This window comes from Paenibacillus glycanilyticus (genome assembly GCF_030161375.1).
GTDB lineage: Bacteria > Bacillota > Bacilli > Paenibacillales > Paenibacillaceae > Pristimantibacillus > Pristimantibacillus glycanilyticus_B.
Genome location: NZ_BSSQ01000016.1, coordinates 171,158 through 184,651 on the forward strand (window position 1 = coordinate 171,158; position 13,494 = coordinate 184,651).

11 protein-coding genes are annotated in these 13,494 nt (G+C 50.6%); 8 read left to right on the forward strand and 3 right to left on the reverse strand.

Going from position 1 to position 13,494, the window contains the following annotated elements; genetic code table 11:
* Window positions 1-35: 35 nt before the first annotated feature.
* Window positions 36-1,508: a circularly permuted type 2 ATP-grasp protein gene (locus tag QQK89_RS20845; protein ID WP_284240597.1), complete on the reverse strand. Its 1,473-nt coding sequence runs from the start codon at window positions 1,506-1,508 to the stop codon at window positions 36-38.
* 240 nt (window positions 1,509-1,748) lie between these two features.
* On the opposite strand from QQK89_RS20845, the gene QQK89_RS20850 reads away from it, so the two are divergent.
* Genes QQK89_RS20850 through QQK89_RS20860 form a run of 3 tightly spaced genes read left to right on the forward strand, consistent with a single transcriptional unit; the run spans window position 1,749 to window position 7,015 of the window.
* A complete protein-coding gene (locus tag QQK89_RS20850; RefSeq protein WP_284240598.1) occupies window positions 1,749-4,421 on the forward strand; it encodes an ATP-binding protein in 2,673 nt (890 codons plus the stop codon).
* 7 nt (window positions 4,422-4,428) lie between these two features.
* Window positions 4,429-5,271: a CheR family methyltransferase gene (locus tag QQK89_RS20855; protein ID WP_284240834.1), complete on the forward strand. Its 843-nt coding sequence runs from the start codon at window positions 4,429-4,431 to the stop codon at window positions 5,269-5,271.
* Window positions 5,243-7,015: a response regulator gene (locus tag QQK89_RS20860; protein WP_284240599.1), complete on the forward strand. Its 1,773-nt coding sequence runs from the start codon at window positions 5,243-5,245 to the stop codon at window positions 7,013-7,015. The genes QQK89_RS20855 and QQK89_RS20860 overlap by 29 nt, the downstream gene beginning before the upstream one ends.
* Window positions 7,016-7,062: 47 nt before the next feature.
* Here the strand turns inward: QQK89_RS20860 and serS are convergent, their stop codons facing one another.
* Window positions 7,063-8,346 carry a serine--tRNA ligase gene (gene serS / locus QQK89_RS20865; protein WP_284240600.1) on the reverse strand — a complete coding sequence of 428 codons (1,284 nt, stop codon included), beginning with the start codon at window positions 8,344-8,346 and terminating at the stop codon, window positions 7,063-7,065.
* Window positions 8,347-8,980: 634 nt separating this feature from the next.
* On the opposite strand from serS, the gene QQK89_RS20870 reads away from it, so the two are divergent.
* From QQK89_RS20870 to QQK89_RS20875, 3 genes are all read left to right on the forward strand, one after another.
* Complete coding sequence (locus QQK89_RS20870) at window positions 8,981-9,784, forward strand: aminoglycoside N(3)-acetyltransferase (RefSeq protein WP_284240601.1); 804 nt, start codon at window positions 8,981-8,983, stop codon at window positions 9,782-9,784.
* A gap of 179 nt (window positions 9,785-9,963) precedes the next feature.
* On the forward strand, window positions 9,964-10,164 hold the full coding sequence (locus QQK89_RS29745; protein ID WP_434481737.1) for a DUF4181 domain-containing protein: 201 nt from the start codon (window positions 9,964-9,966) through the stop codon (window positions 10,162-10,164).
* A gap of 171 nt (window positions 10,165-10,335) precedes the next feature.
* Window positions 10,336-10,785 (forward strand): helix-turn-helix domain-containing protein, encoded by a 450-nt coding sequence (locus tag QQK89_RS20875; protein ID WP_284240835.1) that lies wholly within the window; start codon window positions 10,336-10,338, stop codon window positions 10,783-10,785.
* 63 nt (window positions 10,786-10,848) lie between these two features.
* On the opposite strand, the gene QQK89_RS20880 is transcribed toward QQK89_RS20875, so the two are convergent.
* Complete coding sequence (locus QQK89_RS20880) at window positions 10,849-11,631, reverse strand: DeoR/GlpR family DNA-binding transcription regulator (protein WP_284240602.1); 783 nt, start codon at window positions 11,629-11,631, stop codon at window positions 10,849-10,851.
* 255 nt (window positions 11,632-11,886) lie between these two features.
* Here QQK89_RS20880 and QQK89_RS20885 point away from each other — a divergent pair, with 255 nt between their 5' ends.
* Both QQK89_RS20885 and QQK89_RS20890 read left to right on the forward strand, forming a co-directional pair.
* Window positions 11,887-12,705 (forward strand): creatininase family protein, encoded by an 819-nt coding sequence (locus QQK89_RS20885; RefSeq protein WP_284240603.1) that lies wholly within the window; start codon window positions 11,887-11,889, stop codon window positions 12,703-12,705.
* Window positions 12,702-13,478, forward strand: a complete 777-nt coding sequence (locus tag QQK89_RS20890; protein ID WP_284240604.1) for an ABC transporter ATP-binding protein — start codon at window positions 12,702-12,704, stop codon at window positions 13,476-13,478. Before QQK89_RS20885 ends, QQK89_RS20890 begins: the two co-directional genes overlap by 4 nt.
* Window positions 13,479-13,494 lie beyond the last annotated feature (16 nt).

Genomic DNA, 13,494 nt, shown 5'->3' on the forward strand with positions numbered 1-13,494 from the left:
TCATATTGGGATGGAGTTCTTGGAATCAAATAAGATTAGGCAAGTACCCACGTATCTTTGGTTCCGCCGCCTTGCGAGGAATTGACGACAAGAGAACCTTCCTTCAGGGCAACGCGGGTAAGTCCGCCCGGAACGACATACGTATCGGGGCCCATAAAGGTAAAAGCGCGAAGATCAATATGGCGCGGAGCTACCGTTCCGCCGGTAAGCGAAGGACTGCAGGATAACTTCACCGTCGGCTGGGCAATATACCGCTCCGGATGCTGAACGATCTTATCGGCAAAAGCTTTGATCTCTTCTTCCGTAGCCGTAGGTCCAATCAGCATCCCGTATCCTCCGGATAAGGAACGCTCCTTGACGACCATTTCGCCGAGGCGGGACAAGACGTATTCTCGTTCATGAGGTCTTGTCAGGATATAGGTCGGCACGTTGCTTAAGATCGGCTCTTCCTTCAAATAATAGCGGATCATATCCGGCACAAAAGCATACACCGCTTTATCGTCGGCAACGCCGGTGCCCGGCGCGTTCGCGAGCGCAACATTGCCTGCGAGGTAAGCCGCCATAAGACCCGGCACGCCAAGCAAGGAATCTTTGCGGAACACTTGCGGATCCAAATACTCGTCATCGATCCGCCGGTAAATAACATCTACCTTCCGCAGTCCATCCCGGTTCTTTAGATAGACCGTTTGGTCCCGAACGATTAGGTCGCTTCCTTGCACCAGTTCGATGCCCATTTCCTGCGCCAGAAAGCAATGGTCGTAATAAGCCGAGTTATAGATGCCGGGGGTTAGCAAGACAACAAGGGGGTCTGGATTGGAATCCGGAGCTAAGCTGCGAAGGCTGCTGAGCAGGGCATTTATGCCGGGATCAATGCTGCGAATCCGATGATCGTAAAATAATTCCGGGAACAAGTTGGTCATCAATTCGCGGTTCTTATAGACATAGGACAATCCCGAGGGAGTCCTTAAATTATCTTCGAGTACATAAAACTCTCCGGACTGTCCGCGGATAATATCGATGCCGGACAAAGGGATGTAGTTGCCGTTCGGAACGTCAACGCCTACCATTTCCTGCAGGTAGTAAGGATTGTTCAGAACCATCTCGCTTGGGATCAGGCCCGCTTTCAAAATATTTTGCTCATGATAGATGTCCCAAATAAATAGATTCAAGGCTTTGACCCGCTGCTTCAGGCCGTCATTCATGTGAGCCCATTCCTCGGAAGTAATCATTCTTGGCAGTATATCGAAAGGAATCGTTCTTTCCCGGGCGGATTCCTCGGGATTATGGCTATATAAGGTAAAGGTGATGCCTTGGGTAACCATCTCAGCTTGCATCATCGCGTCGCGTTCCTGTAACTCTTCCAGCCCCATTTTGGCCAGCCTCTGCAGCATCGTACCGTAATGAACTCTGCCTTTCCCGCGCCCTTCAAACATTTCGTCGTAAAAAGCCGGGTGTTCATAATCAGCGAAGAGCTGGTTCATGTTATCCTTCATCATTAGCATGGCCATGACTTCAATATCCCTCCATTGTTCTTTATTCCTTAATCCATTTATGAGAAGTAAGCATTCCCTGATATTGGATAACACAGCCAGTATAGTTCAGGGACGATATGGTTGTATGTCGAAACCCCTTGGTTAAATGTGACAACTTTGTGACAATTGAAATTTGCATGTTTACTTCTAATTTTTGCTATATTCACAACTGTGGAGGGGTAGTAAAATATAGGAAATAATAGGCGAGGTGCGTACATGAGGTTTACGATCCGAAGCAAGTTGCTGATCAGCTTCTTATCTGTGGCTTTTTTTGTAGCCGGGGTTAATATAACCGCCTACATTTTCAACGACAAGTTGAATAAATCATTCGATAAGCTGCTTGATCAGCGGGTAGCCGTACTTAATAAGTCAACGGAAATTCAATATTTGGCCGTCCAGCAGACGAATAGCTTGCGAGGTTATTTATTGACGCAGGATCCTGAGTTTCTTGATGAACTAAGGTCTTCGAATGCTGCAATGACCGGATTTACCTCCGAAGTGGAAGACTTGATCGTCCGTCCGGAAGTCAAGGAATCGTTCCAGGAGCTGGCCAATACCGATGCCTCTTTTGTCAGAAGCTCCGAGCAATTGCTCGTTAATCTGGAGAGGGATCACGATCAGGCATCAGCGTTAGCGTATTTCAAAACAACGGTCCTCCCGCTAGGCGAGAAGCTGGGACCGCTCTCCCAACAGTTTGTTAAACATCAGCAGCAGCTGCTGGAAGAGGATCGGGCAGACAATGCTTCCATGGTTAACTTCGTAAACACTCTGACCTCTATGCTGACCATCATTACCTTTCTACTAACCCTTCTTATCGGACTCCTGTTATCACACCGCATCACGAGCAATCTCTTCAAAATAACAAGCGTCATTACCGGCTTCACCAATGATTCCAAAGCGGCCTCAACGATTCCGCATATCGATGTTCGTTCCCAAGACGAGATTGGGGATATCGCCAGATCCTTCAACCAAATGGCCATTACGCTCAATAAATATTCCATTCTCGAGCAAGAGCAGCGCTGGCTGGAGACTAACGTCGCGGATATGGCGACCAAGCTACAGGGCGTCAATAATCTGGAGAGTTTAGCGCAGCTGTTTATTACGTCCATCACTCCGCTCGTGGAAGCGAGCTATGGCGTCTTTTATTTGAAAGACGGGACGGGACGCCGCCATCAGCTGAACAAGCTGGCATCCTATGCCTATCAGCAATCGGCGATTGGGGCGGATTCGTTCAAGAACGGGGAGGGTCTCGTCGGACAAGCGGCAATAGAAGGCCGCACCATCCTGTTAACCAACGTGCCTCCCGACTATATTCATATCGCATCGGGACTCGGGAAGGCTTCGCCCGCTAGCCTGCTCATTATGCCGATCCACTTCGAAGAACAAGTAGTTGCGGTAATCGAACTAGCTTCGTTTGGCTCTTTTACCGGGATTCAGCAATCGCTGCTGCAGCAAACCTCCACCCATCTCGGTAGCGTGCTGAGCAGTATTGCCGGTCGCATGCAGGTAGAGCAGCTACTGGCGGAGTCGCAGGTGCTGACCGAAGAGCTGCAGACGCAATCCGAAGAATTAAGAGGCATTAACGAGAAGTTGGAGGAGCAATACAAAAACTCCGAGCAAAAGACGAAAGAGCTGGAGAAGACGCAAACGCAGCTCGAGGAGAAGGCAAGCCAGCTGTCGTTAAGCTCGCAGTACAAGTCTGAGTTTCTGGCCAACATGTCGCATGAACTTCGAACGCCTCTGAACAGCTTGCTCATCTTGTCGAACATACTGGCTACGAATACAGAAGGCAATCTGAACGATCATCAAGTGAAATACGCGCACACGATTCACCAGTCGGGCAACGACCTGTTGCAGCTCATTAACGATATTCTCGATTTGGCCAAAGTCGAAGCGGGCAAAATCGATCTTGTGCACGGCAAAGTATGTTTGCACGATATTAGCGATTACTCCGAGCAGCAGTTCTTTCCCGTCGCCCGTCAGAAAGGCCTTAAATTCTCGACCGTTCTGGATGCGGATCTGCCGGAGGCGCTCATCACGGACGAGCAGCGGCTGCTCCAAATTATTAAGAATTTGCTCTCGAACGCCTTCAAATTTACGGAACGCGGCGAGGTGAAGCTTCATATTCACCGTGCGCGGAAAGATGCAAAGATAAGGAACGGAATCGCATTTTCGATTATCGATACCGGCATCGGGATCCCGGGGGAGAAGCGGGAGATGATCTTCCAGGCTTTTCAGCAGGCGGACGGTACAACAAACCGAAAGTATGGCGGAACGGGGTTAGGGTTATCGATCAGCAGCAACATGGCCAATCTTCTGGGCGGTTCGATCCATGTATCCAGCGTTACGGGCAAAGGAAGCGTGTTTACCCTTGTCCTTCCAAGTGACGAAGCGGGCGAGAATGGCAGCCCATCCGCTTTGCACCAAGAATCGGCAGCGGCAATCGCGGAGCCTGAACTTACAGTCGAGATGCCGCAATCCGCTGATGAGCTGGAGGATGCGGTATGGATCGGCAAAAAAATATTAATCGTCGACGATGATATGAGGAACATTTACGCGACGACCATTGCCCTGGAGAGCAAACAGGTCGAAGTGCTTTTTGCCGAAAACGGACTTCAATGCTTAAAAGTAGTGAAGGAACATCCGGATGTAGATCTGGTACTCATGGACATTATGCTGCCGGAAATGGACGGTTACGAAACGATGCGAACCATTCGGCAAATGCCGGGGTTTGGCTCCTTGCCGATTATTGCCCTGACGGCCAAAGCGATGAAGGACGATAAAGACAAATGCCTGGAAGCGGGGGCATCCGATTATATGAGCAAGCCTGTCAAATTGGAGCAGCTGTTTGCCCGCATCCATTCCTGGCTGAGCAGGCAGGTGGACTGACATGAACATGATTGCGATTGAAAAAGAACCGATGAACGAACGGGAGTTGCTCGAAATCGAGCTGCTGCTTGAGGCGTTATACCGTTATTACGGCGTAGACTTTCGCAATTACGTCATGCCAACGATCCGGCGCAGAGTCTGGAACCGGATCCAGGCCGAACGGCTGAAGACGATTTCCGGTTTGCAGGAGAAGGTGCTGCATGACCGGCTGGCTTTCAAACGGCTGGCAAACGATTTCTCCATCAATGTGACCGAGTTGTTCCGCGATCCCAGCTTCTTCAAGGCTTTCAGGGAACAGGTTGTTCCGCAGCTCAAAGATTATCCCCGCATCCGGATTTGGCATGCCGGTTGTTCCACGGGCGAGGAAGCTTACTCCATGGCTATTCTCCTGCATGAGGAAGGACTGCTTGAGAAGACAAGAATTTATGCAACCGATATGAACGAAGCGGTTATCGAAGAAGCAAAGCTGGAGTCGTTCCCTCTCGACCGAATGGCCGCTTATGCCCACAATTATGTGCAGGCCGGGGGAAAGAATTCGATGAAGGACTATGTGTCGGTAACGAATGCGCGTGCGGAATTTAAGGCGTTCCTAGGCGAAAAAATTACGTTTGCCCAGCATAATCTGGCGGTAGACGAGTCCTTCAACGAGTTTCACGTCATCATCTGCCGCAACGTCATGATTTATTTCAATTCTTACTTGCAGAACCGCGTTCATGAATTGTTCTATCAGAGCTTGTCTCCTTCCGGTTTCTTGGGTCTCGGGCACAAGGAGAGCATGACCTTTACCAGCTTTACAGACTGTTACAAGGAGATGGAGCCAAATGAGAAGCTTTACCGCAAAGTTAAATAGTGCCGTGTCGCCAGTCAATATTCTAATGGTGGACGACCGGCCCGAAAACCTGATTGCGCTTGAAGCGATATTGGCTTCACCAAATTACCGGCTGTATTCGGCGCATTCCGGCGAAGAAGCGCTGCGTCATGTGCTGACGACGGACTTTGCCGTCATTTTGCTGGATGTCCAAATGCCGGGGATGAACGGGTTTGAGACGGCTAGCCTGATCAAGATGAGGGAACGATCGAAGCACGTCCCGATTATTTTCGTTACCGCCATCAGCCAAGCTTCCGAGCATGTGAAACATGGCTACTCGGTAGGCGCGATCGACTATCTGTTCAAGCCGTTTCATGCCGAGACGTTAAAGATGAAGATTGAAGCTTTCGTCCAGCTGTATCAGTATCAGGAGCAGATCAAACATCAGAACGAATTGCTGAAGGTCATTGGCGAGACGTCGAGCGATACGATTGTGACCGTTGACGAGACGGGAATTATGCAGACTCTTAATCCTGCGGCGGCCAAGATGTTTGGTTATTCGCCGGATTGGCTGACTGGCCGTTCTATCGATGACATTGTGCCGGGCATCTCTATTAGCTTAGATGCGGAAGGAAAAGAGAGGACAAATCTTATCGAGACGATGGCGCTGCGCAAAGATTCGTCGACGTTCCCCGTAGATATTCAAATCGGGAGAGCTAGTCTTGCGGGGCAGCCGCTGTTTGTCTGCTCGATTCGCGATGTGACCGACCGCAAGATGATGGAAGAGGAACGTTTCCGCAAAATTTTTGATGCGACGCCATGCTTGATCGCCTTAAGATCCTTGAAGGATAAGCGCTACATTAACGTGAACGAAAGCCTGCTGCAAGCCATGGGTCATGAGAGACAGGAGGGAATGAACCAAACGGCCGATTTGCTTCAATATATCGTAGATACGGATGATAAAGGGGCTGAGCATCATGATCCGTGGCGGCCGGTGCGCAACATTCGGATCCGCTATATGACGAAGTCGGGAGATCTGAGGGACGGACTTCTCTCTAACGAAGTCATGCAGGTGCATGGAGAAGACTGTCTGCTGAGCGTTGTGACGGATATATCCGAGCGAGTGTTTCTTGAGAAAGAAATAACCCGGCTCGACCGCCTTAATATTACGGGGGAGATGGCAGCGGGCATTGTGCATGAAATCCGCAATCCGATGACCACCGTACGCGGGTTTCTGCAATTGTCCAAGAGCAATCCGACGAAGGAATATACCGATATCATGATCGAAGAGCTGGACCGGGTGCATAATATCGTGACCGAATTCCTGTCCGTGGGAGCCCAGGCGCCAACAAGCCGCAAACTTAAACAGATCAATACCGTTATTGAGACGTTATTCCCGCTCATTCAGTCGAAAGCGTTAACCGGCAATCATGATATTGGTCTCGATCTGGGCGAATGCCCGCCGATCCAGCTCGATGAGAAGGAACTCCGCCAACTGGTGCTGAATCTCGTGCTGAATGGGCTGGATGCGATGCCTTCCGGCGGCCATCTCAAGATCAGGACGTATTCCGATAGCAAGCAGGTAGTTATGGAGGTTCAAGATCACGGTTGCGGAATTAGGGAGGAGTTTCTCGAGAAGCTGGGAACGCCGTTCTTCAGTACGAAGGCCAACGGAACGGGGCTTGGCTTATCGGTCTGCTACGGCATTGCCGCAAGGCATGACGCAGTGATTAAGGTGCAGACCAGCGAGAGGGGCACTTCGTTTTTTGTCCAATTTCAATTGTAAGAGAAGAAGTCCCGTGCTTCGCTATTGCGAAGTACGGGACTCTTGTTTTACAGCCGAAGCCGTTCCAATCCGTTCATATATTTGCGCAGGGCTTGCGGGATGCGGATCGAACCGTCTTCCTCCTGGTGATTCTCGAGCAGAGGGATCAGGATTCGCGGCGAAGCAACGGCCGTATTGTTGAGGGTGTAGCAGAACCTCGTTTTGCCCTCGGCATCGCGGTATCTGATGTTCGAGCGGCGGGCCTGGAAGTCGAGAAGATTCGACGACGAATGGGTCTCGCCGTAAGCCTCGCGGCTTGGCATCCACGTTTCGATGTCGAGCTGTTTGTACGTTTTTTGCGACATATCTCCGGTACATACGGCCATAACGCGATAAGGAAGCTCGAGCAGCTGCAGAAGCTCCTCCGCATTACGAGTAATTTCCTGAAATAGGAGCTCCGATGCCTCTAGGCTGTCTTCGCAAATAATGACCTGCTCCACCTTCGAGAATTGATGGACTCTGTACAAGCCGTGTACGTCTTTGCCGGCCGAACCCACTTCGTTCCGGAAGCAGGTCGAGACGGCCGCTAATCGGATCGGCTCGCTAACATCAACGATTTCATTGTCATAATACGAGACAAGCGGAACTTCCGAGGTGCCAACCAGATACTTGTTCTCGCCTTCTATACGGTAGGTTTGATCTTCGCCAAGCGGGAAAAAGCCCGTGTTGTACAAGGCTTCTTTCCGCACCATAAGCGGTACCTCGAGCTGGGTGTATCCTTTCCCCGTCAGCAGATCCAGCGCAAGCTGCTGCACGGCGCGATGGAGGGCGGCACCTGCTCCGGTCAAATAATAGTTGCGGCTGCCTGCCGTCTTAACGCCGCGAGGGATATCAATCATCCGGTGGATCCCGCCAAGTTGGACATGGTCTTTAATTTTAAAGGTGAAGCTTGTTGGTTCGCCGACTCTTTTGATTTCTGCGTTATCTTGATCCGACTGGCCAATTGGCGTCTCCGGCGACACGATATTCGGCACAAGTAACATAAGATTCGAATAGCGGCCGTTAACCGCTGTGTGTTCCTTCTCCAGGTCGGCAAGACGGTTATTAAGCTCTCTCATGCGAAGTTTCTTGTTCTCCAGATCGTCCGTGTCCTTGTTGTTGTTGTAGATGGTCGTATTAATCTGCTGAATGGTCTGATTGCGCTCCTGCCGAAGCTCTTCGATCTGCTGCATGAGAGCCCGTCTCCGGTCATCCGCCTCCATCAGTTCCGAAACAGAGATCTTAATTCTCTTCTGGTCTGCGACCGTTTGAATGCGTTCCTGGTTGTTTCTGATCCATTTGATGTCTAACATGGCAACTCGCTCCTCTATTATAGAATACAAAAAAAGCGCTCTAATCGTCCGATTGGGACGAAGAGCGCTTGTATTCTCGCGGTGCCACCCAAATTGATTAGACCGTTTAACCACTGTCCAATCCACTTAGTTCCGCGGTAACGGGCGGGTCCGGTTAACTTAGGGGGATCTGATTAGGTTCCCCTTGACGAGAACGCCTCCGAGTTGGATTCTCTTCATCGGCATAATGACGTTTGAATTTTTACTAGTATAGCTTATGGGAATGGATTTATTCAAGTGCTTATGCAAGAAGAATATATAAATTTACTTGTACTCGCTCAGTCTCGCTTTCGCGTATTGTGTTAAAATTTCCTTATATCCTGCACTTTTTTCCTTCGATTGGCGGAGAGTGCATTATTTCAGGCCTCAAATGAAGGATTGGGAATTTTGTCTCCTAATACGGAAATCTATTTCCGCTCTTCATGCAAAGAGTAAATAAGAATGAGACGGCGGCTCAAATCGCGTCTCTTTAAGGAAATGAATTTCCGAACTTAAGAAAACATTGTAAATTTACGCTTTCGGAGCATGAATCAACACAATAGCTTTGCGACAGCGGTGCATTGAGCTGATCATTTATTTTAGGAGGTATGATCCTATGAGCGAACATGACATTATACAGCAATCCAGGCTGCCCGTAACGGTAAGCGGCATGTTGCATGACCTGCGCCAGCTCGGCATCCGGGAGGGGGATCATCTTATCGTTCACTCCTCGCTCTCCAGTCTTGGATGGGTGTGCGGCGGACCGCAGGCGGTAGTGCAGTCGCTGCTGCAAGCAGTTGGAGCGGAAGGAACGCTGATCATGCCGGCGCAAAGCGGGGATTGGAGCGACCCGGCCGAGTGGGCTCATCCGCCAGTGCCGCAGGAATGGATTGAATTGATATACAAAGAAATGCCGGCCTTTGATCCGGCGGTGACCCCAACAAGGGGGATGGGGCGGATTGCGGAGCTGTTCCGGACTTATCCGGGTACGGTAAGATCCAATCATCCGCAGGTGTCATTTTGCGCGAACGGTAAATACGCGGAGTATATCGTAGCCGGTCACCCGCTAACGCCGCAGTTTGGGGAAGCCTCTCCGCTCGGCAAGCTGTATGCGGCAGGCGCAAAGGTGCTGCTGCTTGGCGTAGGGTTTGACTCCTGCACCAGCCTGCATCTTGCCGAAACGAGGTTTGACCGTATGCCAACGAAGAGGATGGGGACTGCCATGCTGGTGGACGGAGAGCGTTCCTGGCAGTGGTTCACCGACTACGAGTATGATTCCGGTGATTTTGCCGAGCTTGGCGTTCAACTTGAGAATCGCGTTCGACGCGGTACGGTAGGCCAAGCGGAATGCGCTTTGCTGGATATGAGAGCGGCAGTTGATTTTGCGGTGACGTGGCTGCCCGAGCATCGGCAAGGGTAGGAGGCGGATAGGAGATTAACGCGAGCCTAAATTTTTATCAATTGCTATCCTTGCTCATTATTCTGTTAGTCCTCATTCAAATTCCTCTTAAACGGTATTTACTCGAAGAAGAAGATGAAGAGAAAATTACGGATAGTAAAGGCAGAACTCTCTATTGGTGGGGAAGCGGAACAATTGGCGTGTTTGCGATAGCCTTGTGCATCTTTGTATTGGATATAACAAATGATTACATGAAGTGGTTTTGGCTAAGTTTTTTTGTGGCAGCAAAAGGGTTTCACGCGATACTGGAGTGGAAGTATCTAAAAGGATCAAGGCAATATTTGATTTCGCTCATTTTATTAGCGGTTGGCATCGTTTATTTTTATCTTGTTATATGGTAGGTCGGGAGGTCGAACGGCGGATGCCGGACGGCCTTTTCTTGTGGCAATAGCAGCTCAAACCCTTATGCAACCTGCGGTTGCGGGGCTTCGCAACGAAAGCTCGCTTTACTTCGTACAAGAAATTCAGCAGGATGAGGGTAGCAGATCGCAAGTGGAAAGGGGTTGGCGGAGATGGTGTTTGGAGAGAAGTTAAAGGCGATGCGACAGGCGAGCGGATGGTCGCAAGACGAGCTGGCGGAGAAGTTGTTTGTAAGCCGGCAGTCCGTGTCGAAGTGGGAGAACAATCAGAACTATCCGAGTATCGAGATTATTATCAAAATAAGCGATCTCTTTGGCGTGACCATTGACGAGTTGTTGAGGAGCGATGCGGAATTGACGAGAAAGGTGATTGACGACAGCAAGCAGCTGAAATATCCGAGACTTAAGGTCGCATTCGACCTGCTATTTCTGCTAGGAGTTGCTCTGCTTATTATCAAGCTTGCCGTATTGGCTCTGAACAAATTAGCGGGATGGGAGCTTGCCCTTGGCAACTCGTGGCTCTGGAATTTTGGTCCCCTTGTATTGATGGTAGGAGCGGGAATTGGCTCCGGGACCGTAAAGGAAAAATACAAAACGGATTAACCGTCAAGCATAAGCTTGGATAAAGGGCCTCGCGCAGATCCCGTCTGCGGAGGCTCTTTATTGTTATTCCGCTGCTGTCACCATCGTTAACGGGATGCCCGCCTTGCGGTAGGAGAGTGCTTCATAGTCATCAAGCCGGCTGTCCGTAATGATCTCGTCAAACTCGTCAATTCCGGCAAAAACAGCCAGCGAGTTATAGCTGAACTTGGTGGAATCCGCGAGTAGAATCGTTTTCCCCGCTGCTTCCATGGTCGTTTGCCGAACCCCTACAAGGTTGGGGGACCAAGCCATCGCGCCTTTGGTCAAAGAAACCGCCTCGCAAGTGAGAAACGCGGCATCGACGGTCATGGACTTGAGCATTTTTTCCCCATAGATGCCGTCCAAGCTGTATGCCCACTTGCTTAACCTCCCACCCGTACAATACACGTCAAAACTTCCGAATCTCTCCTCGTTAGACAACATCAAGGCCGTGTGCAAGTCGCGGGTAATAATCTTAAGATCCTTGAACCGTTCCAGTTCATCCACCATGGAAGCAACCGTCGTGCCCGCATCCAAAATAATGCTCATGCCGTCCTGAATATGCTGGGCGGCTGCCCTGGCAATGGCCAGTTTTTCCGCTTTATGCTCATTGGCCCGCTCTTCGTATTTCGCCCCCATGAACCGTTTTACCTTGACGGCACCGCCGTGAAACCGTTGAATTTTACCTTCCGATTGCAGCAGGTCAAGATCGCGCCTGATCGTCATCTTGGAGACGTTGAACTGTTCGGCAAGCTCGAGGATCGTTAACTGCGGTTTTGAATCCAATAGCATCATAATTTCGTGACGGCGTGTTCCAATTAGCATCATTGATCTCTCCTCCATATAGCTCACCTATGAGTTACATTTCATGTTACTTATTTGTTCAATTGTGTGAAAATTCTGTATACAAACTTTCGTTTGTGTGATATAAGGTGAGTATGAAGATATTTTTGTGTGATATTGATGTGATTTTAGTTTACTTAATATTCAGAAAATTTGCTAGACCTCTCTAAAAATGTTTATATCCGCTCGTTGCTATGTCATATAAGTTGACAAATATCCTGTTCGAAGAGGTGATCGTTTATGTTCTTTCGTTATCAAGGGGAAGCTTATGACCGCCGATTTCTGCCTCGGCTTACAACAGAGGAAATTGCGGCGATGAACAAAGACGAGGTGCTGCTTGTTCTTCCCGTAGGCGCGGTGGAACAGCATGGACCCCATATGCCGGTCTTTACGGATACGCTTATTGGAGAAGCCATGCTGGCCGCAGCTTTTGAACATTTGCCGGAGGATGCACCGATCTGGCTGCTTCCGTCCGTGAGCTATGGGAAAAGCACCGAGCATGCCGGACATCCCGGCACGATTACCTTGTCTGCCAAGACGCTTATGGCCGTACTTGAGGATATTTCGGCTTCGCTGGCGCGGAGCGGATTCCGCAAGCTGCTGCTCTTTAATACGCATGGCGGCAATGCCGATCTGCTTGGCATGATGGCGAGGGAGATCCGAATCGCGACGGGGCTTGAAGTGTACCGGCTTGATCCGGGAGCTGTAGGCTACAGCGATTCGTTCACGGACGAAGCGGAGAAATCATGCGGCATTCATGCCGGCGATGTGGAAACCTCCCTTGTTATGGCGATGTGTCCGGGATGGGTTAACGCGGAGCTGGCTCCAAGAGAGATGCCGAAGTTCCCGGATTCGCGGTTTTTCTCTTTCCGATCCCGGTCCTTTGCTTGGGTTATGAACGATATATCCCGCAGCGGCGTAGCGGGAGACGCAACAAAGGCGTCGGCCGAACGAGGGGAATCGATGCTCCAAATCGCGGGACCGCTTCTGGCGGAAGCACTCGCGCACATTGCGGCGTTTGATATGGAATCACTAAAGATGGGAGATGCACAACCATGACAAACGTGATGACGCAAGCCAAGGAATGGGTAAAGATGGAGCGGCTGTCCAAGGTGTACCCGAATGGAACGGTAGCGGTCAAGGAAGTTGATCTGTCGATACACGAGGGCGAATTTCTTTGTTTCGTGGGTCCATCGGGCTGCGGGAAATCAACGATTTTCAAAATGATTACGGGCCTGTCGAATCCAAGCAGCGGCACGCTGCAGGTGATGGGCAAGGCGGCAAGCGAAGCCCGCAAGCAGTCCGATACGGCTTTTGTGTTCCAAGACCATACGCTGCTGCCCTGGAATTCGGTGATCGATAATGTGACGCTGCCGCTTGCCCTTCGCGGCGTATCGCGCAAGGAACGCCAGCAAGAAGCGGAACGCGTGCTAGAGATGGTTGGCCTGAAAGATTATATGCGCTCTATGCCCCGGGAGTTGTCCGGCGGGATGAAGATGCGGGCTTCCATAGCGCGCGCGCTTGTTGCTAGACCAAAGCTGCTATTGATGGATGAGCCGTTTGGCGCGCTGGATGAAATTACGCGTCAGACCTTGCAGATCGAGTTGCTGGAACTATGGCGGCAAGATCCGGAGATGACCGTGCTGTTTGTTACCCATAACGTATTTGAGGCCGTCTTTCTGTCAACCCGGATCGCCGTTATGACGCCTCGTCCCGGCAAGGTCGCAGAGTTGATCGACGTGCCGGTGCCTTTTCCGCGTGACGAGTCATTTCGTACTACACCGGAATTCGGGCAAATCGTCCGGTCCGTGTCGCAAGCCCTTAAGCATTAGAGAAGAGGAGGAAACA